The 21,292-nt window shown below is 69.7% G+C and carries 25 protein-coding genes and 1 pseudogene; 23 read left to right on the top strand and 3 right to left on the bottom strand.

Features of this window, described 5'->3' with window-relative positions; translation table 11 throughout:
* The first annotated feature begins 2 nt into the window (after nt 1–2).
* The 5 genes from tmk to AC07NB_RS03980 are packed head-to-tail and all read left to right on the top strand — an operon-like array spanning nt 3 to nt 4,284.
* Nucleotides 3–629 (top strand): dTMP kinase, encoded by a 627-nt coding sequence (gene tmk, locus AC07NB_RS04000; RefSeq protein WP_492313008.1) that lies wholly within the window; start codon nt 3–5, stop codon nt 627–629.
* Nucleotides 626–1,606, top strand: coding sequence for a DNA polymerase III subunit delta' (locus tag AC07NB_RS03995; RefSeq protein WP_492313009.1), 981 nt, complete (start codon nt 626–628; stop codon nt 1,604–1,606). Before tmk ends, AC07NB_RS03995 begins: the two co-directional genes overlap by 4 nt.
* Nucleotides 1,603–2,391, top strand: a complete 789-nt coding sequence (locus AC07NB_RS03990; protein ID WP_494570981.1) for a TatD family hydrolase — start codon at nt 1,603–1,605, stop codon at nt 2,389–2,391. Before AC07NB_RS03995 ends, AC07NB_RS03990 begins: the two co-directional genes overlap by 4 nt.
* Nucleotides 2,388–3,191 (top strand): MBL fold metallo-hydrolase, encoded by an 804-nt coding sequence (locus AC07NB_RS03985; protein WP_494570980.1) that lies wholly within the window; start codon nt 2,388–2,390, stop codon nt 3,189–3,191. Before AC07NB_RS03990 ends, AC07NB_RS03985 begins: the two co-directional genes overlap by 4 nt.
* Before the next feature lie 16 nt (nt 3,192–3,207).
* On the top strand, nt 3,208–4,284 hold the full coding sequence (locus tag AC07NB_RS03980; RefSeq protein WP_494570979.1) for an alpha/beta fold hydrolase: 1,077 nt from the start codon (nt 3,208–3,210) through the stop codon (nt 4,282–4,284).
* Here AC07NB_RS03980 and AC07NB_RS03975 read toward each other — a convergent pair.
* The 3 genes from AC07NB_RS03975 to AC07NB_RS03965 all read right to left on the bottom strand — a co-directional run bounded on the left by AC07NB_RS03975 (nt 4,281) and on the right by AC07NB_RS03965 (nt 6,751).
* Nucleotides 4,281–5,129: a carbonic anhydrase gene (locus AC07NB_RS03975; RefSeq protein WP_494570978.1), complete on the bottom strand. Its 849-nt coding sequence runs from the start codon at nt 5,127–5,129 to the stop codon at nt 4,281–4,283. The two genes, AC07NB_RS03980 and AC07NB_RS03975, sit on opposite strands and share 4 nt — an antisense overlap.
* A 95-nt stretch (nt 5,130–5,224) precedes the next feature.
* Entirely contained in the window at nt 5,225–6,229 is a 1,005-nt protein-coding gene (gene hemB, locus AC07NB_RS03970; RefSeq protein ID WP_494570977.1) for a porphobilinogen synthase, read from the bottom strand.
* 99 nt (nt 6,230–6,328) lie between these two features.
* A complete protein-coding gene (locus AC07NB_RS03965; RefSeq protein WP_291836008.1) occupies nt 6,329–6,751 on the bottom strand; it encodes a hypothetical protein in 423 nt (140 codons plus the stop codon).
* Nucleotides 6,752–6,933: 182 nt separating this feature from the next.
* Here AC07NB_RS03965 and AC07NB_RS03960 point away from each other — a divergent pair, with 182 nt between their 5' ends.
* The 18 genes and pseudogenes from AC07NB_RS03960 to thiL all read left to right on the top strand — a co-directional run bounded on the left by AC07NB_RS03960 (nt 6,934) and on the right by thiL (nt 21,291).
* Nucleotides 6,934–8,073, top strand: a complete 1,140-nt coding sequence (locus AC07NB_RS03960; protein ID WP_492313016.1) for an isobutyryl-CoA dehydrogenase — start codon at nt 6,934–6,936, stop codon at nt 8,071–8,073.
* Between the two features lie 7 nt (nt 8,074–8,080).
* Nucleotides 8,081–8,539 carry a hypothetical protein gene (locus tag AC07NB_RS03955; RefSeq protein ID WP_494570976.1) on the top strand — a complete coding sequence of 153 codons (459 nt, stop codon included), beginning with the start codon at nt 8,081–8,083 and terminating at the stop codon, nt 8,537–8,539.
* 83 nt (nt 8,540–8,622) lie between these two features.
* Nucleotides 8,623–9,024 carry a hypothetical protein gene (locus AC07NB_RS03950; protein ID WP_494570975.1) on the top strand — a complete coding sequence of 134 codons (402 nt, stop codon included), beginning with the start codon at nt 8,623–8,625 and terminating at the stop codon, nt 9,022–9,024.
* 10 nt (nt 9,025–9,034) lie between these two features.
* The gene (locus tag AC07NB_RS03945) at nt 9,035–10,087 is read left to right on the top strand and encodes an enoyl-CoA hydratase/isomerase family protein (protein WP_494570974.1); all 1,053 of its coding nucleotides are present in this window, start codon (nt 9,035–9,037) and stop codon (nt 10,085–10,087) included.
* Nucleotides 10,088–10,151: 64 nt separating this feature from the next.
* The gene (locus AC07NB_RS03940) at nt 10,152–10,943 is read left to right on the top strand and encodes a class I SAM-dependent methyltransferase (protein ID WP_494570973.1); all 792 of its coding nucleotides are present in this window, start codon (nt 10,152–10,154) and stop codon (nt 10,941–10,943) included.
* A gap of 26 nt (nt 10,944–10,969) precedes the next feature.
* The gene (locus tag AC07NB_RS03935; protein WP_291835664.1) at nt 10,970–11,743 is read left to right on the top strand and encodes a class I SAM-dependent methyltransferase; all 774 of its coding nucleotides are present in this window, start codon (nt 10,970–10,972) and stop codon (nt 11,741–11,743) included.
* Nucleotides 11,744–11,814: 71 nt separating this feature from the next.
* A pseudogene (mmsB, locus tag AC07NB_RS03930) lies at nt 11,815–12,723 on the top strand (3-hydroxyisobutyrate dehydrogenase); the annotation flags it as partial.
* Nucleotides 12,724–12,895: 172 nt separating this feature from the next.
* Nucleotides 12,896–14,137 carry a 5-aminolevulinate synthase gene (gene hemA / locus AC07NB_RS03925; RefSeq protein WP_291835666.1) on the top strand — a complete coding sequence of 414 codons (1,242 nt, stop codon included), beginning with the start codon at nt 12,896–12,898 and terminating at the stop codon, nt 14,135–14,137.
* 158 nt (nt 14,138–14,295) lie between these two features.
* Nucleotides 14,296–14,478, top strand: coding sequence for a DUF6898 family protein (locus tag AC07NB_RS03920; protein ID WP_494570972.1), 183 nt, complete (start codon nt 14,296–14,298; stop codon nt 14,476–14,478).
* Between the two features lie 97 nt (nt 14,479–14,575).
* Nucleotides 14,576–14,977, top strand: coding sequence for a GFA family protein (locus tag AC07NB_RS03915; protein ID WP_291835672.1), 402 nt, complete (start codon nt 14,576–14,578; stop codon nt 14,975–14,977).
* Nucleotides 14,978–15,085: 108 nt separating this feature from the next.
* The gene (gene glyA, locus AC07NB_RS03910; protein ID WP_291835675.1) at nt 15,086–16,369 is read left to right on the top strand and encodes a serine hydroxymethyltransferase; all 1,284 of its coding nucleotides are present in this window, start codon (nt 15,086–15,088) and stop codon (nt 16,367–16,369) included.
* A 7-nt stretch (nt 16,370–16,376) separates the two neighbouring features.
* Nucleotides 16,377–16,847 (top strand): transcriptional regulator NrdR, encoded by a 471-nt coding sequence (nrdR, locus tag AC07NB_RS03905; RefSeq protein WP_291835677.1) that lies wholly within the window; start codon nt 16,377–16,379, stop codon nt 16,845–16,847.
* Nucleotides 16,847–17,491: a RibD family protein gene (locus tag AC07NB_RS03900; RefSeq protein WP_494570971.1), complete on the top strand. Its 645-nt coding sequence runs from the start codon at nt 16,847–16,849 to the stop codon at nt 17,489–17,491. Before nrdR ends, AC07NB_RS03900 begins: the two co-directional genes overlap by 1 nt.
* 103 nt (nt 17,492–17,594) lie before the next feature.
* Nucleotides 17,595–18,185, top strand: coding sequence for a riboflavin synthase (locus AC07NB_RS03895; RefSeq protein WP_291835684.1), 591 nt, complete (start codon nt 17,595–17,597; stop codon nt 18,183–18,185).
* Complete coding sequence (gene ribB, locus AC07NB_RS03890; protein WP_492833675.1) at nt 18,185–19,318, top strand: 3,4-dihydroxy-2-butanone-4-phosphate synthase; 1,134 nt, start codon at nt 18,185–18,187, stop codon at nt 19,316–19,318. The genes AC07NB_RS03895 and ribB overlap by 1 nt, the downstream gene beginning before the upstream one ends.
* Complete coding sequence (gene ribH, locus AC07NB_RS03885; protein WP_291835706.1) at nt 19,312–19,776, top strand: 6,7-dimethyl-8-ribityllumazine synthase; 465 nt, start codon at nt 19,312–19,314, stop codon at nt 19,774–19,776. Before ribB ends, ribH begins: the two co-directional genes overlap by 7 nt.
* A complete protein-coding gene (gene nusB, locus AC07NB_RS03880) occupies nt 19,773–20,297 on the top strand; it encodes a transcription antitermination factor NusB (protein WP_291835689.1) in 525 nt (174 codons plus the stop codon). The genes ribH and nusB overlap by 4 nt, the downstream gene beginning before the upstream one ends.
* A gap of 4 nt (nt 20,298–20,301) precedes the next feature.
* Nucleotides 20,302–21,291: a thiamine-phosphate kinase gene (thiL, locus tag AC07NB_RS03875; RefSeq protein ID WP_494570970.1), complete on the top strand. Its 990-nt coding sequence runs from the start codon at nt 20,302–20,304 to the stop codon at nt 21,289–21,291.
* Nucleotide 21,292: the final 1 nt, after the last annotated feature.

Below are 21,292 nucleotides of genomic sequence, written 5' to 3'. Positions count from 1 at the left end.
CGGTGACCTACGGCAGATTCATTACATTCGAAGGCGGCGAAGGCGCCGGCAAGTCGACGCAGGTCGGCCGGCTGCTCGAGCGGCTGCGCGCGCTCGACATCGACGTCATGAAGACCCGTGAGCCGGGCGGCTCGGAAGGCGCCGAGGAGATCCGCAACATCGCCCTGAACGGCGACGCGGGCCGCTGGTCGCCCCTGACCGAGACGATGCTGATGTTCGCCGCCCGCTGCGACCATCTGGAGAAGACCATCCGTCCGGCGCTCGACGCGGGACGCTGGGTCGTCTGCGACCGCTTCGCCGATTCCAGCCGCGCCTATCAGGGCGCCGGCGGGGGCGCGCCCGCCGAATTCATCGAGACCCTGGACGCCGCCATCGTCGGCGCGACCCAGCCGGACCTGACGCTGATCTTCGACCTGCCGGTCGAGGTCGGGCTGGAGCGGGCCTTCGGCCGCGGCCTGTTCGAGACCCGGTTCGAGTCCAAGGGGCTTGAGTTCCATGAGCGGCTGCGCCGGCGCTTCCTCGAGATCGCCGAGGAGAAAGCCGACCGCTGCGTGATCATCGACGCCGTCGGCGACGAGGAGACGGTCGCCGCCCGGGTCTGGGCCGCCGTCGAGGGCCGGCTGCTGTGAGCGAGCATCCGCGGGACCGTTTCGACCTGATCCCGGACGCCGCCGCCGAGGCCGCCTTCATCGACGCCCAGGCGCGCGGCCGCCTGCACCACGCCTGGCTGCTGTGCGGGGTCGAGGGCTCGGGCAAGGCCACCTTCGCCTACCGCGCCGCCCGCCGCCTGCTGGGCGCCGCGCCCGACCCGTCGCGCGGGCCTCTGGGCGCCGACCCCTACGACCCGGTGTCGCGCCAGATCGCGGCCCAGTCCCATCCCGACCTGCTGGTGCTGGAACGCGCCGTCGAGGGCGGCAAGACCAAGAAGTCCATCTCGGTCGACCAGGCCCGTGACCTGCCGGAGTTCTTCTCCAAGAGCCCGTCCCAGGCCCACTACCGCGTCGCCATCATCGACGCCGCCGACGACCTGAACCTGAACGCCGCCAACGCCTTGCTGAAGGTTCTGGAAGAGCCGCCCGAGCGGGGCGTGCTGTTCCTCGTCACCCATGCGCCCGGCCGCCTGCTGGCCACCATCCGCTCGCGCTGCCGCCGGCTGGCCTTCCCGGTCTGGCCCCAGCATGCGCTGGAGGAACTGGTCCGCGACCGCACCGGCGTGCCGTCCGCCGAGGCCGCGCGCATCGCCGCCATGGCCGGCGGCTCGCCCGGTCAGGCCCTGGCCCTGGCCTCCGGCGCGACGCTGGAGGCCGACCAGATCGCCCAGGCCTGGGTCGCCGCCGACCAGATCGACCGCGCCGAGGCCCTGTCCCTGGCGGACAAGTTCCGGGGTACGGAGGGGCAGGAGCGGTTCGAGACGCTGATGGACCGCCTGATCGCCGCCGTGAAGGTCCGCGCGCTGGAGGAGGGGGCGTCCGGCGCCAAATGGGCCGAGCTGTGGACCCGCCTGTCCGAACTGCCGGACCGCACCGCCGCCATCAATCTGGATCGCGGCGACGTCCTGGCCGGGGCCCTGGCCGACCTGCAACGCACCAAGGCCGCGCGCGGATGATCATCGACAGCCACGTCAACCTGCACGCCCCCCAGTTCGACGAGGACCGCGACGCGGTCATCGCCCGCGCCCGCGAGGCCGGGGTCGGGCTGATGGTCGAGATTTCGGACAAGCTGTCGACCTTCGAGGCCACCCATGGGCTGGCCATGGCCCACGGCGACATCTGGTGCACCGTCGGCGCCCACCCGCACGAGGCCAAGGATCACGCCGACCTGACCGCCGCCCAGCTGGCCGAGCTGGCCGGCCGTCCGCGCGTGATCGGCATCGGCGAGTGCGGGCTGGACTTCCACTATGACCTCAGCCCGCGCGACGTGCAGGCCGCCGTCTTCCGCCAGCATATCGAGGCGTCGCGCCTGACCGGCCTGCCGCTGGTGGTCCACACCCGCGAGGCCGACGACGTCATGGCCGCCATCCTCGAGGAAGAACAGGCCAGGGCGCCGTTCAAATTCCTCATGCACTGCTACACCAGCGGTCCGGAACTGGCGGAAAAGGCGGCGAAACTTGGGGCTTGGTTCTCGGTCTCCGGCATCGCCACCTTCCGGGCGGCGCAGGACGTGCGCGACATCATCGCCGTCATGCCCGCCGACCGGATCATCGTCGAGACCGACTGTCCCTACCTGGCGCCCATCCCGCACCGGGGGCGCCGCAACGAGCCGGCCTATGTCGGCCATGTGCTGGACAAGCTGGCCGAGATCCGCGGCTGGTCCCGCGCCGAGGCCGAGGCGCGCACCACGGACGCCTTCTTCGCCCTGTTCGACCGCATTCCGAGACCTCAGGGGGCATGATGGACGCGCTGGAGGTCGTCATCCTGGGCAGCGGCTCCTCCGGGGGCGTGCCGCGCGGCGACGGCGACTGGGGCGCCTGCGACCCGGCCGAGCCCCGGAACCGCCGCACCCGCTGCTCGGCCCTGATCCGCCGCCACGGCTCGGAGGGGATCACCAGCGTCCTGATCGACACCTCGCCCGACCTGCGCGCCCAGATGCTGGCGGCCCAGGTGAAGTCCGTCGACGCCGTCCTCTACACCCATGACCACGCCGACCAGACCCACGGCATCGACGACCTGCGCGTCTTCGCCATGCGCGCCCGGCGGCGCATCCCGGCCTTCATGGACGCCGCCACGCGCGCGGCGCTGGAGGGGCGGTTTCATTATATCTTTGAAAGTGTCGAGGGTTATCCGGCGATCCTCGACCCGCATGACATCCCGCTCCATGGCGCGCCCTGGGCCGTGCCGGGGCCGGGCGGCGAGGTTCCGGTCGTCACCTTCGACCAGGCCCACGGCCCGATCCGCTCGGTCGGCTATCGCTGCGGGCCCGTCGCCTATTCCAGCGACGTGTCGGATCTGGATGCGGCGGCGATCGAGGCGGTGGCCGGCTGCGACCTCTGGATCGTCGACGCCCTGCGCTGGACCGCCCATCCCACCCACGCCCATGTCGACAAGACGCTGGACTGGATCGCCCGGTCCGGCGTCAAGCGCGCGGTGCTGACGAACCTGCATATCGATCTGGATTACAACGCCTTGTCGGCTGTTGTTCCGCCAAACGTCGAAGTCGCCTACGACGGCTGGAGCACCCGCCTGTCCCTTTGATCTGGAGTCCGAGACGATGAAACGGCTTCTTCCGGCCCTCTGCGGCGCCCTGGCGCTGGCCCTGTCGTCTCCGGCCCAGGCCCAGACGTTCGCCCCCGCCGAGGGCGACTTCACCGCCGCCGGTTTCGCCGTCGCCGGCCAGACCTTGCCGGAGCTGAAGATCCACTACCGCACGCTGGGCCAGCCCCGGCGCGGCGCGGACGGCAAGATCGCCAACGCCGTCCTGCTGCTGCACGGCACCGGCGGCACGGGCGCCCAGTTCCTGTCGCCCCCGTTCGCGACGGAGCTGTTCGGCCCCGGCCAGCCGCTCGACGTGACCCGCTACTACGTCATCATGCCGGACAACCTGGGCCACGGCGCCTCGTCCAAGCCGTCCGACGGCCTGCGCGCCCGCTTCCCCGAGTACGGCTACGCCGACATGGTCGAGGCCCAGCGCCGGCTGCTGGTCGACGGCCTCGGCGTCGACCACCTGCGGCTGATCTTGGGGACCTCGATGGGCTGCATGCACGCCTTCGTCTGGGGCGAGGCCCATCCCGGCTTCGCCGACGCCCTGATGCCGCTGGCCTGCCAGCCGACCGCCATCGTCGGCCGCAACCGCCTGTGGCGCGCCATGCTGCAGGACGCCATCCGCGCCGATCCCGCCTGGCGGGGCGGCGACTACCAGAGCCAGCCCGTGCAGGGCCTGCGCACGGCCGTCGACCTGCTGATCCTGGCGGGCGGCGCGCCCGTTCCGCTGCAGGATCAGCTCCCGACCCGGGCCGCCGCCGACGAATGGCTGCAGGGCCAGATCGCCCGTCGCCTCGCGCCGCTGGACGCCAACGACCTCTGGTACCAGGTCAACGCCTCATGGGACTACGATCCGTCCGCCAACCTGGAGGCCATCACCGTCCCGGTGACCTGGATCAACTCGGCCGACGACTTCATCAACCCGCCGGAGCTGGGCCTGTCCGAGCGGTTCGCGCCGCGCCTGCGCCACGGCGTCTACCGCCTGATCCCCAACAGCCCCGAGGGCAAGGGTCACGGGACGCACACCTGGGCGCGCTTCTGGAAACAGGACCTGATCGACCTCCTGGCCCGCTCGGAACGCCGCTAGGCGTGCGCGTGCACGTGGGCGTGCTCATGAGAGTCCGCATGCCCGTCGTCGGCCGCGGCCTGAGCCTCGGGCTCTGACGCCGGCGGCGCTTCATCCAGGAAGTCGACCCGGCCGGTGGCCATGTCCTTCACGGCGGCCACCACCATGATCTGGCCGGTACGGACAGCCTCGGCCAGGGCGGTGTCGGCGGTCAGCAGTCGGGCCACCACGCGGCGGGCGTTCTCCTCGACCGCCCGCCGCGCCTGGTCGGGCCCGCCGATCTTCCGGGCCGACAGCACCGCCAGCAGGATCGGCACGATCATCTCCTCCAGCGACGGATCCAACTCGACGCGGCCGTCGACCACCGCCTCGGCGGCGGCCACGGCGCCGCAGCCGGTATGGCCCATCACCACCACCAGCGGGCAGTGCAGGTGCTTCACCGCATAGACGATGGACGCCAGCCCGCGCCGGTCCACGGTGTTCCCGGCCACCCGGATGATGAACAGCCGGCCCAGGCCCTGGTTGAACAGGATGGTCGGCGGCGTCCGGCTGTCGGCGCAGCCCACGATGGTGGCGATCGGATGCTGGCCGCCCTGCAGCGCGTCCAGGTCCTGGGCGGTCACGTGGCCCAGCCGGGTGTCGCCGCTCAGGAAGGCGGCGTTGCCGGCCTTCAGCAGGTCCAGCGCCTCGGCGGGCGTCGGCGGGAGTTCAGGTTCGGGCTCGGGATGCGGCGCGTGGACTTCCTCCGCGACGGCGGCGTGGGCCTCGATCGCCGGCGTTTCGTCCGCGGGGGTCTCGACGACGGACTCCGCCGCGGGTGAAACCCGCGCAGGCGTCTTCTTGCGACCGAACCACAGAAAGCCCATCGCCCGTCCCCCGAAATCGCGACTACCCCGTTAACCTTTCTGGAGAACGCGGGTCTCTGTCGTCAATCGGCTTACGGTGAAGCTTTGATGAAGTTTCAGGTGCCCAGCAGCCGCGCCGCCTGCGGGGCGAAATAGCTCAGCACCCCGGCGGCGCCCGCGCGCTTGAAGGCGTGCAGGCTTTCCAGAATCGCCCGGTCCTCGTCCAGCCAGCCGTTGGCCATGGAGGCGCGCATCATCGAGTATTCGCCGGACACCTGGTAGGCGAAGGTCGGCAGGTGGAAGGTCTCGGACACGCGCCGCACGATGTCGAGGTACAGCATGCCCGGCTTGACCATCACCGCGTCGGCGCCCTCGGCGATGTCCATCGCCACCTCGCGCAGGGCCTCCTCGGTGTTGGCGTAGTCCATCTGATAGGTCTTCTTGTCGCCGCGCAGCTGCTTGGCCGAGCCCACCGCGTCGCGGTACGGGCCGTAGAAGGCCGAGGCGTATTTGGCGGCGTAGCTGAGGATCAGCGTGTCCTGATAACCGTTGGCCTCCAGCGCCTCGCGGATCGCCTGCACCCGGCCGTCCATCATGTCCGAGGGGGCGACGATGTCGGCCCCGGCGTGGGCGTGGATGAAGGCCTGCTCGGCCAGCCGCTCCAGGCTGGCGTCATTGACGATCCGGTCGCCCTCCACGACCCCGTCGTGGCCGTGGTCGGTGTAACAGTCCAGCGCCACGTCGGTCATGACGCCGATCTCGGGCGCGGCGTCCTTGATGGCCTTGATGCAGTCGGGGATCAGGCCGTCCGGATCGGTCGCGCCGGTCCCGACGCCGTCCTTGATCGCACCGTCAACGTTGGGGAACAGGGCCACCAGCGGAATGCCCAGGTCGCGGGCCTCGACGGCCGCCTGCGCCGCCGCCTTGGGGCTCAGGCGGAAGACGCCCGGCATCGACGCCACCGGGACCCGGTCTTCCTTGCCGTCATGCACGATCAGCGGCCAGACCAGGTCGGCGGGCGTCAGCGTGGTCTCGGCCACCAGCCGGCGCACCCAGGGGCTGGAACGCAGCCGGCGCGGACGGGCGTAGGGAAAGGCGGCGGGCGGGAAGGGCTGGGTCATGGCGGCTCCATAGACCCCTTCTTCCGGCGGGAGAAGGTGGCGGAGCGCCTCGGTCGCCCGCCGGTCGATAGGAGGCTGGCGGGGTTGCGATGCGAGGGATCAACGCATCCGGAGGAAGGTCGTCAGGTCCATCGTTCCCGGCGGTCGGGGATCGCCGCAAACGATGCGGAGTTGCGCGGCGACCGCCGGGCTCTGTGAAGCCGATGTCACCACCGGCGGCCGATAGACTGTTTTCACCGGATCGCGCAGACCGCTGAATTCCTCGCGGATATGCACGGACCGTGACCGGGCTTCACAGTCGTAGGTCGCTGCAAGCAGGGCATACCGTCGCTGGGGCGTTGGACGGTCGGCGACCTCATACAGGACGGTTTGAACCTGCCCCGCGTCGGTCCGGGAGGTGTTCCCAAGATCGATTGCGAACAGGGTTCGCCCCTCCCGACCGGCGGGCTCCAGATTCTGGGCCGCCGCCGATCCCGCGATCAGGGCAGATGATAGTGCGGCATGGAAGACAATGCGGCGCATCTCAGGGTCCGTTCGCAGGACAAGGCTTCGCGAGATTGAAACCATAGGTGGATCGGACGCATGCCGGGCTGTCAACGACGGACCTTCCAGCCCCTACGGTTTGATGCGTTCAAGACGCCAACCCCTCCCATCGGGAGAGGGGAGTGCTAGAAGCCCGCGACAGACTCGAGGAAACACTGCCCATGGACTTCGCCCTTACCGACGACCAGCGCGCGATCCAGGACGCCGCCCGCGCCTTCGCCGAGGCCGAGCTGGCCCCGCACAGCGCCGAGTGGGACGAGACCAAGACCTTCCCCGTCGACGTCATGCGCCACGCGGCCGAGATGGGCTTCTGCGGCATCTATACGGGCGAGGAGCACGGCGGCATGGCCCTGGGCCGGGTCGAGGCGGCGCTGATCTTCGAGGAGCTGTCGCGCGGCGACGTCTCCACCGCCGCCTTCATCTCGATCCACAACATGGCGACCTGGATGATCGACAGCTTCGGCTCGGCCGATCTGCGCGCCCGCTACGTCCCGTCGCTGGTGACGATGGAGAAGATCGCCAGCTACTGCCTGACCGAGCCGGGCTCCGGCTCCGACGCCGCCGCCATGCGCACCACGGCCGTCCGCGACGGCGACCACTATGTCCTGAACGGCTCCAAGGCCTTCATCTCCGGCGCCGGGACCTCGGACGTCTATGTCGTCATGGCCCGCACCGGCGAGCCGGGCGCCAAGGGCATTTCGGCCTTCGTCGTTGACCTGGGCACGCCGGGCCTGTCGTTCGGCGCGCAGGAGAAGAAGATGGGCTGGAACTCCCAGCCCACCGCCATCGTCAGCTTCGACGACTGCCGCATCCCGGCGGCCAATCTGCTGGGCAAGGAAGGCGACGGCTTCCGCTACGCCATGATGGGTCTGGACGGCGGCCGGCTGAACATCGCCGCCTGCTCGCTGGGCGGCGCCCGTCTGGCCCTGGAAACGGCCCAGGACTACGTCTCGACCCGCAAGCAGTTCGGCAAGGCCCTGGCCGAGTTCCAGAACACCCAGTTCAAGCTCGCCGACATGGCCACCCAGCTGGACGCCTGCCGCCTCATGGTGCTGCGAGGCGCCTGGGCCGTCGACACCGGCCACCCCGAGAAGACCAAGTGGTGCGCCATGGCCAAGCGGTTCACCACCGACGCCTGCTTCCAGATCGCCGACGAGGCGCTGCAGCTGCACGGCGGCTACGGCTATCTGAAGGACTATCCGCTGGAGCGCATCGTCCGCGACCTGCGCGTCCACCGCATCCTTGAAGGCACCAACGAGATCATGCGCGTGATCACGGCGCGTGAGATGATGCGGCAGTAGTCCGGTGATGGGCGAGACGACGAGAGTTTACTACCGCCCCCTTATTGTCTTCAGGGACTTTGTCGTCATGGCCGTGATGGTCGTGGGGTTGTGGAACTACGAAACTCTTCCGACGACCTACTATCAGGCCCTGAAAGCGCTGCCGGGCCTGTGGTTCGTCTACGCTCTCTGCGCGCTTGTCGTGGTCGTGATGCTGTGGAGGCTGCCCCGGGTCTGGCTGACGATCCTGCGTAAGCCCGCTGTGGAATTCGACGGAAGGACCCTGACCGTGCGGAACTTCAGCACGCGCCGGTTCGAGGTCTCCACAACGGACATCCGATACTCGATATCCAGGGAGGGAGGCCCGATCATCATTCGGGCAGGCGGCGCCGAGGTGGCTCGCTTTCACCCCTCGCGCATAGACGGCGCTCTCACGCTGACCCGTCTGCTGGACCATCTCGGTCAGACTGCTCCGGAAAGTGCATGATCTCGGGCGAACCGAGTTGACCAAGCGCCTCGACCCGTGCCCAGCTTCGCCGGTTCCAGGAAACCGGGGCGAGGGGGCAGGTCATGTTGAGCGTTCTGTTGCTGGCGTCGCTGATGGGACTGCAGGAGCCGCCGGCCGAGCCTCGGCACTGGAGCGCCGTCACCTTCTCCACCCCGCCTCACGTCTCCTATCCCGACGGGGAGCGGGGCGTGCCCATGGTTCGGCTGAAGTGCGGGGTCGCGGAGGGCGGTCGCCCCGTCGACTGCGAGGTCGAGCGCCGTCTGCCCGAGGGGACGCGGCTGGGCGGCCGCCTGCTGCGCGCGATGGCCGGCGCCCGGCTGGCGGATCCCGGCGTCCGGCCCGGCGACACCTTCAGCCTGGACGTCTGGGTCTGCCCGCCGACCGCCAGGCCGAGCCCGACGCCGTGCCCCCGCCCGGACTGGCCCGCGGACAGCCCGGTGGACGGCGCGGTCGCAGCCGACTAAGTCGGCCCGCATGACCACCGAGCCTGAAATCCTCACCCGCGTCGCCTCCGGCGTCGGCGTCATCACCCTGAACCGGCCCAAGGCCCTGCACGCGCTGAATCGCGCCATGTGCGACGCCGTGATCGCGGCGCTCCTGGCGTGGCGCGAGGACGAGGCGGTCCAGTCGGTGCTGATCGACCATTCGGGCGAGCGCGGCTTCTGCGCCGGCGGCGACATCCGCATGATCGCCGAAAGCGGGGCAGGGGACGCCTCGGAGGCCAAGGCCTTCTTTAAGGCCGAGTACCAGCTGAACCACCTGCTGTTCGACTATCCCAAGCCGGTGACGGCCATCGTGGACGGCATCGTCATGGGCGGCGGCGTCGGGATCTCCGAGCCGGCCACGGTCCGCATCGCCACCGAGCGCACCACCTACGCCATGCCCGAGACCGGCATCGGCCTGTTCCCCGACGTGGGCGGCGGCTGGTTCCTGCCGCGCCTGCCGGGTCAGACGGGCGTCTGGCTGGCGCTGACCGGCGCGCGGCTGAAAGCGGCGGACACCGTCTTCCTGGGCATTCACACCCACTATCTGCCGACCGACGCCCTGGAGGCCTTCCGCGCCATCCTGTCCGTCGATCCGGCCTATCCCATCGATGTCGCCGACGGGCTGGAGGACGACGCGGGCGAGGCGCCGATCGAGGCCCATCTGGAGGCCATCGACCGCCTGTTCGCCTTCGACACGGTCGAGCAGATCTTCGCCGCGCTCGAAGCCGACGGCTCCGACTGGGCCCTGGCCCAGCTGGCGATCCTGAAGACCAAGTCGCCCCAGTCGCTCAAGGTCTCGCTGCGCCAGCTGCGCACCGGTGCGGCGCTGGAGACCTTCGCCGAGAACATGGCCATGGAATACGCCCTGGGCGGCCGCGTGGTTCGCACCCACGACTTCCAGGAAGGCGTCCGCGCCGTCATCGTCGACAAGGACAACGCCCCGAAATGGTCGCCCGCCGACCTGTCGGGCGTCACCGACGCCGTCCTGGACGCCCTGTTCGCGCCGTTGCCTGCGGGTGAAGAGTGGACGCCGCTGCCCTGAGCAGATGAGCCCTTGCATCGGGCCGGGTGAAGCGTAGCTTCCGCTGCGCAAAACAGGGATCCCCATGCTGAGAACCGCCGTCCTCGCCACCGTCTGCGCCATGGCCCTGTCGGGCTGCGTCATCATCGCCAACGAGAGCAGCGATGAGACGGTGGTTCACGCCACCCCGGCCGCCGCGTCCGTGTCGCCGGAGGCGCGCTACGCCGACGCCCTGTCCGACACCCGCCGCCTGCCCGAGGAGGTCGCCCGCGACCCGCTGCGCAAGCCGGCCGACATGCTGGCCCTGATGAACCTGCGGCCGGGCCACGTCATCGCCGACATCCGTCCGGAGGAGGGCTATTTCACCCGCCTGTTCGCGCCCGTCGTCGGCGCCGGCGGCCACGTCTACGCCTTCGTGCCCAATCAGACGGCGACCCGCGAGAACGCCTTCGCCGACACCCTGGCCTCGACCTACGGCAACACCAGCCGCGTCACCGGCGCGCTCGAGACCATGACCTTCGACCAGCCGCTGGACGTCGTCTTCATGGGCGAGGAGTACCACGACTTCACCATCCCCCGCTTCGGCGTGGACGTGGCGGCGATGAACCGCCGGGTGTTCGAGGTGCTGAAGCCGGGCGGCCTCTACGTCATCCTCGACCACCAGGCCGCCGACGGCGCCGGCATTTCGGTCTCGGGCAGCCTGCACCGCATCGAGGCCGCCGAGCTGCGCCGTCAGGTCGAGGCCGCCGGCTTCGTCTTCGACGGCGAAAGCAGCGCCGTCCGCGTCCCCGGCGACGACCATACGCTGACCGTCTTCGATCCCACGATCCGCGGCCGCACCGACCGCTTCGTCTACCGTTTCAGAAAGCCCGGCTGAGACCGGGTCTCACAGGAGGATAGTCCATGCGTCGCTCCCTGATCCCGGCGCTCGCCGCCGCCCTGCTGCTGACCGGCGCCGTTACGGCCCAGGCCGGCTCCGCGCCGGTCGTCGCGGCCGTCCAGTCGCCGGACTACGCCGCCGTCCTCGCCTCGCCGGTCCGCACCGATGAGGACCGCGCCCGCGACACGGCCCGCCACACCGCCGAGACCCTGGCCTTCACCGGCGTCCGGCCGGGCTGGAAGGTCGCCGACATGATCATCGGCGGCGGCTACTTCACCCGCGTCTTCTCCGCCGCCGTCGGACCGTCGGGCCACGTCACGGCCTGGCAGCCGGACGAGTTCATCGGCTTCCAGGCCTCCTATGGCGAGGCCGTCACCGCCGCCGACGCCCTGCCGAACGTGGACGGCGTCCACTCGGCCATCGGCGCGCCGGTCTTCCCGTCGGGACTGGACCTGATCTTCACGGCCCAGAACTATCACGACCTGCACCTGCGCCCGTTCGCGACGGACACGGCGGCCAAGGTCAATGCGGCGGCTTTCGCGGCGCTCAAGCCGGGCGGCGTCTACGTCATCATCGACCATGACGCGGTCGCCGGCTCGGACCTGACCGTGCCGCACACCCTGCACCGCATCGACCGCGCGACCCTGATCGCCGAGGTCGAGGCCGCGGGCTTCGTGCTGGACGGGTCCAGCGACATCCTGGCCAATCCCGCCGACCCCCGCACGGCCAACGTCTTCGACCCGGCGATCCGCGGCCACACCAGCCAGTTCCTGCTGCGGTTCAAGAAGCCGGGGTGAGCACACCACACTCGTGACTGGCCTTCTCCCTCCGCCCCGGCTAACCCGTCGGCAAAGTCAAAGGGAGACGCGCCATGACCACCACCATCGCCTTCATCGGCCTGGGCAACATGGGCGGCGGCATGGCCGCCAACCAGGCCAAGGCGGGGCACAAGGTGCTGGCCTTCGACCTGTCGCAGGCCGCGCTGGACCGCGCCGCCGCCGCGGGCTGCACCCCGGCCGCCAGCGTCACCGAGGCGGTGAAGGCCGCCGACATCGTCATCACCATGCTGCCCGCCGGTCCGCATGTGCTGAAGGTCTATTCCGAGCAGATCATCGGCGCCGCGCCGTCCTCGGCCCTGCTGCTGGACTGCTCGACCATCGACGTGGACACCGCCCGCAAGGTGGCCGGCCTGGCCAGGGAGGCGGGCTACGCCTTCGCCGACGCGCCCGTGTCCGGCGGCGTCATGGCGGCCGACGCCGGCACCCTGGCCTTCATGGTCGGCTGCGATGAGCCCGACTTCGCCCGCATCGAGGCGGCGCTGGAGCCGATGAGCCGCGCCACGTTCCGCGCCGGCGACCACGGGGCAGGGCAGGCGGCCAAGATCTGCAACAACATGATCCTCGGCATCACCATGCTGGGCACCTGCGAAGCCATCGGCCTGGCCGAGAAGCTGGGCCTGGATCCGGTCAAGATGTTCGACATCGTCGCCAAGTCCTCGGGCCAGAGCTGGTCGACCACCACCTACTATCCGTGGCCCGGCCCGGTGCCGACCGCGCCGTCCAACCGCAACTACGAGGGCGGGTTCGCCGCCGCCATGATGCTCAAGGACCTCAAGCTGGCCCAGGACGCCGCGGCCAAGTCCGGCGCCTCCACCCCGCTCGGCGCCCAGACCGAGGCCCTGTTCCAGATGTTCAACGGCCTCGGCTACGGCGACAAGGACTTCTCGGCCATCCTGCAGCTGCTGCGCGGCAAGCTGGACGAACTGCCCCGGACCTGATCCGGGGCTTGATCCACCTCAATGCGGCGCACGGTCCTTCCGCCGATGCTCGCTCATGCGCACGAACGAAACTGAGAACCGTTATCAATTAGCGAGTTGCGACGATTTAGCCGCCTCCGCTGATAGACTTTCACCCGCACGGGGCGCACATACGCGCCGAACCGACAAGACCATGCGAGTGACAGGGTTGTTCGACTACAAGGCCGCATTCCAGACCGCTGTTGAGCAGGTGAAGAGCGAGGGGCGCTACCGCGTCTTCGCCGATCTGAAGCGCGTGCGCGGTCAGTTCCCGCTGGCCAAGCGCCGCCGCGCCGACGGCTCCGAACAGGACGTCGTGGTCTGGTGCTCGAACGACTACCTCGGCATGGGCCAGCATCCGGTGGTGCTGGAGGCCATGCAGGCCGAGATCGACCAGGTCGGCGCCGGCGCCGGCGGCACCCGCAACATTTCCGGCACGACCCGTTCGGCGGTCGACCTCGAGGCCGAGCTGGCCTCGTGGCACCAGAAGGAAGCGGCGCTTCTCTTCACCTCGGGCTACGTCGCCAACGAGGCGACCCTGACCACGCTGCAGCGCATCCTGCCGGGCCTGATCACCTTCTCCGACTCGCTGAACCATGCCTCGATGATCGCGGGCATCCGCAACGGCGGCGGCGAGCGGCACATCTTCGCCCACAACGACCTGGAACACCTCGAGGCCCTGCTGGCCGCGGCCCCGGCCGACGCGCCCAAGCTGATCGCCTTCGAGAGCGTCTATTCGATGGACGGCGACATCGCCGACCTGGCCGGCACCATCGCGCTGGCGAAGAAGTACAACGCCCTGACCTACCTCGATGAAGTTCATGCGGTCGGCCTGTATGGCGCGACCGGCGCGGGCGTGGCCGAGCGGGACGGCGTGCTGGACGGCATCGACATCGTCGAATGCACCCTGGGCAAGGCCATCGGCGTCATGGGCGGCTATATCGCCGCCGACGCCGTGATCGTGGACGCGGTCCGCAGCTGGGCCTCGGGCTTCATCTTCACCACCAGCCTGCCGCCCGCCCTGACCGCCGGCGCGCTCGCCTCGGTCCGTCACCTGAAGGCCCACCCGGAACTGCGCGACGCCCATCAGGAGCGCGCCGCGACGCTCAAGGCCCGCCTCGCCGCGGCCGGCATTCCGGTCATGGAATCGGAAAGCCACATCGTCCCGGTCTTCGTGGGCGATCCGGTGCACACCAAGATGATCTCGGACATGCTGCTCGAGCAGCACGGGGTCTATGTCCAGCCGATCAACTATCCGACCGTCCCCAAGGGCACCGAGCGCCTGCGCTTCACCCCGTCGCCGAACCACACCGACGCGATGATGGACGATCTGGTCAAGGCGATGGACGCCCTGTGGACCCACTGCAACGTGGCGCGCCTGCCCGCGGTGGCCTGACCTTTTTCTTTTCCGCTCATCCCGGCGAACGCCGGGACCCAGTCCTGTCCAGCCTGACGCCGGTGTTTCAGGACTTGCCTGCGGAGCGGGGAAACGCGTTACCATCACCCAAAGCACTGGGTCCCGGCGTTCGCCGGGATGAGCGGAGTGGGGGGCACATGATCGCTGACGATCCCGGCGAGGTCATCTTCGAGCTGACCCGCAACGGCGCCTATCTGAAATGCTCGGCGATCCACGTCGCCACCGGCCGCGAGGTCTCGGCCATGGGCCCGGTGCACGAGCCGGAGGGGCTGAAGCGCGTCGCGCTGGCCAAGCTGAAGCGGGCGCTGGCCCAGGGCTGATCCCGTCGCCACCGGATCGATCCCTCCTGACAGACTGCTGCCATTTCCTGACAGTCGGATGGGCTACAACAGCGTTGAAACCGAGGAGGAGCTTGCCATGACCCTGACCGCATCCTGCCACTGCGGCGCTATCAAGATCGAGGTTCCGGGCCTCCCGGCCGAGGCCAAGGAGTGCAACTGCACCTACTGCCACCGCACGGGCGCGGTCTGGGGCTATTACGCGCCCGAGGATCTGCGGATCACGACCGCCGGCGAGCCGGCCCGCGACTACGCCCCCAGCGGCATGAACCACCATCATTTCTGCGGCCAGTGCGGCGGCAACACCCACGGCTTCAGCCCGGACTGGGCGTCCCTGTACAACAACGACGGCACGCTGAAGCCCGGGATGAAGGAGGGGATTCCCGAGCGTCAGAACGCGGCGATCAACCTGCGCATGATCGACGACCTGGACCTGTCCACGCTGGCGATCACCAAGGTCGACGGCCGCAACAGCTGGTAGGCGTTCGCGGCCCCCGTTCCGAAGCGGGACACTAGATGTTGTGGTCGGCGGCGCCGGGGCCTAGATAGGTCGGCATCCAGACCACCACTCTAGTATTCGGGGACGCGAGTGACCGCCTTCACCCACGCTGACTATTTCTCGAAGTCCCTCGCGGACGCCGATCCGGAGATCTTCAAGGGGATTCGGGGCGAGCTGGGCCGTCAGCAGGAGCAGATCGAGCTCATCGCGTCCGAGAACATCGTCTCCCAAGCGGTGCTGGAGGCGCAGGGCTCGGTCCTGACCAACAAATACGCCGAGGGTTATCCCGGCCGCCGCTACTATGGCGGCTGCGAGTTCGTCGACGTCACCGAGAACCTGGCCCGCGAGCGCGCCAAGGCGCTGTTCGGCGCCGCCTTCGCCAACGTCCAGCCGCACTCGGGCGCCCAGGCCAACCAGGCGGTCTTCTTCACCCTGCTGCAGCCCGGCGACACCTTCCTGGGCATGGACCTGGCCTGCGGCGGCCACCTGACCCACGGCTCGCCGGCCAACCAGTCGGGCAAGTGGTTCCGCCCGGTGACCTACAAGGTCAATGAGGACGATCACCTGATCGACTACGACCACGTCGCCGAGATGGCCCAGAAGGAGAAGCCCAAGCTGATCCTCGCCGGCGCCAGCGCCTATTCGCGCCACATCGACTTCAAGCGCTTCCGCGAGATCGCGGACTCGGTCGGCGCCTATCTGATGGTCGATATGGCCCACTACGCCGGCCTGATCGCCGGCGGCGTCTATCCGGATCCGATCCCGCACGCCCACGTGGTCACCACCACCACGCACAAGACCCTGCGCGGTCCGCGCGGCGGCATGATCCTGTCCAACGACATCGAGCTGGGCAAGAAGATCAACTCGGCGGTCTTCCCCGGCCTGCAGGGCGGCCCGCTGGAGCACGTCATCGCCGCAAAGGCCGTGGCCTTCGGCGAAGCCCTCAAGCCCGAGTTCAAACTCTACGCCCAGCAGGTCGTGAAGAACGCCCAGGCCCTGTCGGCCGTGCTGATCGACCGCGGCCTGGCCATCGTCTCGGGCGGCACCGACAGCCACCTGGCCCTGGTCGACCTGCGGCCCAAGGGCGTCACCGGGAAGGCCACCGAGCACCAGCTCGAGATGGCGCTGATGACCTGCAACAAGAACGGCGTGCCGTTCGACACCGCGCCCTTCACCGTCACCTCGGGCGTCCGCCTGGGCACTCCGGCGGGCACCACGCGCGGCTTCGGCGAGGCAGAGTTCCAGCAGATCGGCCACTGGATCGCCGACGTCGTCTCCTCGATGAACGGCGGGGACGAAGCCGATCCGGCCGTGGTCGCGGCCGTCGCCGCCCAGGTGCGCGAGCTCACGCACCGCTTCCCGATCTACGGATAAGCGCGCGATGAAGTGCCCCTTCTGCGGAAACCCGGACACCCAGGTGAAGGACAGCCGCCCGTCGGATGACGGCGCGGCCATCCGCCGCCGGCGGTCCTGCCCGCAGTGCAACGGGCGCTTCACCACCTTCGAACGGGTCCAGCTGCGCGAGCTGATGATCCTCAAGCGCAACGGCCGCCGCACGCCCTTCGACCGCGACAAGCTGGAGCGGTCGCTCGGCATCGCCCTGCGCAAGCGCCCGGTTCAGCCCGAGCAGATCGAACAGCTGGTCAGCCGCATCACCCGCCAGCTGGAAAGCCTGGGCGAGACCGAGATCCCGTCCTCGACCGTCGGCGACTTCATCATGAAGGCGCTCAAGGGCGTCGATGAGGTCGCCTACGTCCGCTACGCCTCGGTCTACAAGGACTTCCGCCACACCGGCGATTTCGCCCGCTTCCTCGGCGACGAGGGTCTGGACGACGAGTCCGGATCGCGCTGATGCGCCCCGCGTCCACGACGATGACGGTCACCCTGAAGCTGGCGACCTCCCTCGACGGTCGCATCGCCACCGCCTCCGGTGAGTCCAAATGGATCACCGGCGAGGCGGCGCGGCTGCAGGGACACCGCCTGCGCGCCGCCCATGACGCCATCCTCGTCGGCGTCGAGACCGTCCTGGCCGACGACCCCGAACTGACCGCCCGCCTGCCGGGCCGCCCGGTGGACCAGCCCCTGCGCGTGGTCCTCGACAGCCGCCTGCGCACGCCCCCGACCGCCAGGGTGGCCGCCGGGGACGCGCTGATCCTGACGGCGTCCGAACCGGTCCCCATCGGCTCCGCCACGGTCGAATGGGTCGAGACCCTGGACGGCCGTCCGGCCCCCGCCGCCGTCCTCACCGCCCTCCGCAGCAAGGGCGTGGCCTCGGTCCTGATCGAGGGGGGCGGGCAGGTCGCCGCCTCCTTCCTGCGCGCGGGTCTGGTCGACCGCATCGAGTGGTTCCGCGCGCCCGTCCTGCTGGGCGGCGACGGACGGCCCTGCGTCGCCGCCCTGGCGCTTGCAAACCTGGCCGACGCCCCCAAGTTCCGGCGTCTGTCCGCCGAACCCGTCGGCGACGACCTGTGGGAACGCTATGACGCCCTCCGCTGAGTTCGCGCCGGTCCATCCGGACGCTTCGGACGCATCGGACGGTGTTTTTCCGGGTCCGATCCGCACTGTTCGCACCCTGTTTTTTCCGTCCAAGGCCGCCTGAATGTTCACCGGAATCGTCACCGACATCGGCCGCGTCCGTAAGGTCGAGCAGACCGCGCGCGACCGCCGCTACGAGATCGAGACCGTCTGGGACACCGCCGGCATCGACCTGGGCGCCTCGATCAGCCACGCGGGCTGCTGCCTGACCGTCACCGAGAAAGGGCCCGGCTGGTTCGCGGTCGAGGTCTCGGGCGAGACCCTGTCCAAGACCAACCTGGGCGACTGGACCGAGGGCCATCGGGTCAATCTGGAACGCGCGGCCCGGCTGGGCGACGAGATGGGCGGCCACGTCGTCTCGGGCCACGTCGACGGGCTGGGCAAGGTCGTCTCGATCACGCCGGACGGCGGCTCGCACCGCATCGAGATCGAGGCCCCGGCGCCGCTGCACCGCTTCATCGCCTCCAAGGGCTCGATCACCGTCGACGGCGTCTCCCTGACCGTGAACGCGGTCGAGGGGCGCGTTTTCGTACTTAATCTTATACCCCACACCTGGGACGTGACGACGCTCGGCCAACTGAAAATCGGCGACGACGTGAATCTCGAGATCGACATGCTGGCGCGATACCTCGCGCGGTGGCAGGAGACGGCGTAATGCAACTGGCCGCGAACATGAACGACAGCCCCATCAGCCCCATCGAGGACATCCTCGAGGACGCCCGCAACGGGCGACCCTACATCCTCGTCGACGCCGAGGATCGCGAGAACGAGGGCGACATCATCATCCCGGCCCAGTTCGCCACGCCGGACCAGATCAACTTCATGATCAAACAGGCCCGCGGCCTGGTCTGCCTGGCCATGACCGCCGACCGCGCCCGCCAGCTGCGTCTGCCGCCGATGGCCGCCGACAACCGCGAAAGCATGACCACCGCCTTCACCGTCTCGATCGAGGCCAAGGACGGGGTCACCACGGGCATCTCCGCCGCCGACCGCTCGCGCACCATCCATGTCGCGACCGACCCGTCCAAGGGCGTGGACGACATCGTCTCGCCCGGCCACATCTTCCCGCTGGTCGCCCGCGACGGCGGCGTCCTGGTCCGCGCCGGCCACACCGAGGCGGCCGTGGACATCAGCCGCATGGCCGGCCTGAACCCGTCGGGCGTCATCTGCGAGATCATCAAGGACGACGGCGAGATGGCCCGCATGCCGGACCTGATCGCCTTCGCCCAGCTGCACGGCCTCAAGATCGGCACCATCGCCGACCTCATCGCCTACCGCCGCCGCACCGAGCGCTTCGTCGAGCGGATCATGGACACGCCGTTCGAGAGCGTCCACGGCGGCCCGTTCCGGCTGATGCTCTACAAGAACACCATCGAGGGCAACGAGCACGTCGCCCTGGTCCACGGTCGGATCGAGCCGGGCAAGCCGACCCTCGTGCGCATGCACCAGGTCGACTTCGCCGCCGACCTGCTGGGCCATGTCGAGGCCCGCCAGTGCTACATCCCGCAGGCGCTGAAGGCGATCAGCGACCATGACGGCGCCGGCGTCACCGTCTTCCTGCGCGACCCCGACCTGCACGGCCTGGCCGAGCGCCTGGCCGGCGTCGAGAAGCCCAAGGCGGTCGACCGCTCGCTGCGCAACTACGGCGTCGGCGCCCAGATCCTGCTGGATCTCGGCGTGCGCGACATGATCGTGATGAGCTCGACGCGCCCCAATCCCACCGCGCTGGAAGGCTACGGCCTGCGTATCGTCGGCTGGCGCGACATGGACGGAGAAGACCAATCGTAAGCGATCCCATCCGCGTCCTCATCGTCGAGGCGCGCTTCTATGACGACCTGGCCGACGCCCTGCTGGAAGGGGCGAAGGACGCCCTGCGCGAACAGGGGGTCCAGTTCGACGTGATCTCCGTTCCGGGCGCGCTGGAAGTGCCGACCGCGATCGCCCTGGCCGTCGAGGCCGGGCGCTATCCGACCGCGCCGCGCTACGACGGCTTCGTCGCCCTGGGGACGGTGATCCGCGGCGAGACCTACCATTTCGAGATCGTCTCGGATCAGTCGGCCGCCGGCATCACCCAGCTGGGCCTGAACGGCGTGGTGGTCGGCAACGGCATCCTGACGACCGAGGACGAGGACCAGGCCTGGGCCCGCGCCCGTCGCAGCGAGGGCGACAAGGGCGGCGGCGCCGCGCGCGCCGCGCTCGACCTCATTGCCTTGCGCAAGCGGCTGCGCGTAGGACTGGGCGCGTGACCGAACCCAACAGCCTCAAGTCCGTCCTCGAGCAACTCGCCGAGGCCGAGAAGTCCCGCGCCGAACCGGCCCTGACCTCGCGTCAGCGCCGGGCCCGCACCGTCGCCCGCCTCGCCGCCGTCCAGGCGCTCTACCAGATGGAGCTGGCCGGGGAGGGGGTGGACACCGTCATCACCGAGTTCTCGAACCACCGCTTCGACGCCGACATCGAGGGTGAACCCCTCGCCGAGGCCGATGAGGCCTATTTCGCCGCCATCGTGCGCGGCGTGGTCGGCCACCAGCGCGCCATCGACGAGTCGGTGAAGGCCCGCCTGGCGTCTAACTGGCGTCTGGAGCGGCTGGACTCGACCCTGCGCGCCCTGCTGCGCGCCGGCGCCTGGGAGCTGCGCGAAAGCCGCGACGTGCCCAAGGAGATCGTCATCGACGAGTATGTCGAGCTGGCCAAGGCCTTCTTCGACGACTCCGAGGCCAAGTTCGTCAACGCGGCGCTCGACGGCGTCGCCCGGGACGTGCGCGGCTGATCCCATGCCGGCAATCGACGTCGCCGGTGAGTTCGAGACGATCCGGCGGCTGTTCGCCCCGCTGGCCCATCCCGAATGGGGCAGGGGCCTGCTGGACGACGTCGCCGTGGTTCCGTCCCGGCCCGGCTTCGACTTGGTCCTGACCAAGGACACTATCGTCGAGGGCGTCCACTTCCTGCCGACCGATCCGCTCGATACGGTGGCCCAGAAGCTGCTGCGGGTGAACCTGTCCGACCTCGCCGCCAAGGGCGCCGAGCCCTTCGGCTACCTGCTGTCCTGCGGCTGGTCCGAGCGCTGCGGTTGGCCCGAGCGGCAGGCCTTCGCCAAGGGACTGGCCGACGATCAGAAGGCCTTCGGCGTCGCCCTGCTGGGCGGCGACACGGTGGTCACGCCCGGTCCCGCGACGTTCTCGGCCACCCTGATGGGCTGGTCGCCCAAGGGGAAGACGGTCAGCCGCGCCGGCGCCCGTCCCGGGGACCTGGTCTTCGTCACCGGCTTCATCGGCGACGGCTGGCTGGGCCTGCAGGCCGCGCGGGAGAAGCTGGGACTCGCGCCCGAGCGCCTCGCCGCCCTCGTCGAGCACTATCGCCGCCCGATCCCCCGCCTGATCTTCGCCGACGCCATCCGCGACATGGCCACGGCCTCCGTGGACGTCTCCGACGGCCTGATCGCCGACCTGGGCCATATCGCCGGGGCCAGCCGCGTCGGCCTGGACATCGATCTGGAGGTCACGCCCCTGTCCCCGGCCGGGCAGGCCTGGTTCGCCGGGCGGGTGGACGAACAGGCGGCGCTTGAGACCCTGGCCACCGGCGGCGACGACTATGAGATCGCCTTCACCGCCGCCGCCAGGGATGAGCCCGCCCTGCGCCGCGAGGCCGAGCGCCGCCACATCTGGCTGACCTGCCTGGGCCGGGTCGTCGAGGGCAAGGGCGTCACCGCCCGCTTCGCCGGCCAGCCGGTCCAGATCGCGGCGTCGGGCTTCACCCACGGCTGAC

It is taken from the genome of Brevundimonas sp. GW821-FHT09G01 (genome assembly GCF_059416065.1).
The sequence above is the reverse complement of the archived record's forward strand: the minus strand, read 5'-3'. Positions and strand labels throughout refer to the sequence as shown.

Coding starts and splice junctions, on each gene's coding strand:
- AC07NB_RS03990 (WP_494570981.1), top strand. CDS start 1,603: ATGATCATCGACAGCCACGTCAACCTGCACGCCCCCCAGTTCGACGAG.
- AC07NB_RS03985 (WP_494570980.1), top strand. CDS start 2,388: ATGATGGACGCGCTGGAGGTCGTCATCCTGGGCAGCGGCTCCTCCGGG.
- AC07NB_RS03980 (WP_494570979.1), top strand. CDS start 3,208: ATGAAACGGCTTCTTCCGGCCCTCTGCGGCGCCCTGGCGCTGGCCCTG.
- AC07NB_RS03975 (WP_494570978.1), bottom strand. CDS start 5,129: ATGGGCTTTCTGTGGTTCGGTCGCAAGAAGACGCCTGCGCGGGTTTCA.
- hemB (WP_494570977.1), bottom strand. CDS start 6,229: ATGACCCAGCCCTTCCCGCCCGCCGCCTTTCCCTACGCCCGTCCGCGC.
- AC07NB_RS03965 (WP_291836008.1), bottom strand. CDS start 6,751: ATGCGCCGCATTGTCTTCCATGCCGCACTATCATCTGCCCTGATCGCG.
- AC07NB_RS03960 (WP_492313016.1), top strand. CDS start 6,934: ATGGACTTCGCCCTTACCGACGACCAGCGCGCGATCCAGGACGCCGCC.
- AC07NB_RS03955 (WP_494570976.1), top strand. CDS start 8,081: ATGGGCGAGACGACGAGAGTTTACTACCGCCCCCTTATTGTCTTCAGG.
- AC07NB_RS03950 (WP_494570975.1), top strand. CDS start 8,623: ATGTTGAGCGTTCTGTTGCTGGCGTCGCTGATGGGACTGCAGGAGCCG.
- AC07NB_RS03945 (WP_494570974.1), top strand. CDS start 9,035: ATGACCACCGAGCCTGAAATCCTCACCCGCGTCGCCTCCGGCGTCGGC.
- AC07NB_RS03940 (WP_494570973.1), top strand. CDS start 10,152: ATGCTGAGAACCGCCGTCCTCGCCACCGTCTGCGCCATGGCCCTGTCG.
- AC07NB_RS03935 (WP_291835664.1), top strand. CDS start 10,970: ATGCGTCGCTCCCTGATCCCGGCGCTCGCCGCCGCCCTGCTGCTGACC.
- hemA (WP_291835666.1), top strand. CDS start 12,896: ATGCGAGTGACAGGGTTGTTCGACTACAAGGCCGCATTCCAGACCGCT.
- AC07NB_RS03920 (WP_494570972.1), top strand. CDS start 14,296: ATGATCGCTGACGATCCCGGCGAGGTCATCTTCGAGCTGACCCGCAAC.
- AC07NB_RS03915 (WP_291835672.1), top strand. CDS start 14,576: ATGACCCTGACCGCATCCTGCCACTGCGGCGCTATCAAGATCGAGGTT.
- nrdR (WP_291835677.1), top strand. CDS start 16,377: ATGAAGTGCCCCTTCTGCGGAAACCCGGACACCCAGGTGAAGGACAGC.
- AC07NB_RS03900 (WP_494570971.1), top strand. CDS start 16,847: ATGCGCCCCGCGTCCACGACGATGACGGTCACCCTGAAGCTGGCGACC.
- AC07NB_RS03895 (WP_291835684.1), top strand. CDS start 17,595: ATGTTCACCGGAATCGTCACCGACATCGGCCGCGTCCGTAAGGTCGAG.
- ribB (WP_492833675.1), top strand. CDS start 18,185: ATGCAACTGGCCGCGAACATGAACGACAGCCCCATCAGCCCCATCGAG.
- thiL (WP_494570970.1), top strand. CDS start 20,302: ATGCCGGCAATCGACGTCGCCGGTGAGTTCGAGACGATCCGGCGGCTG.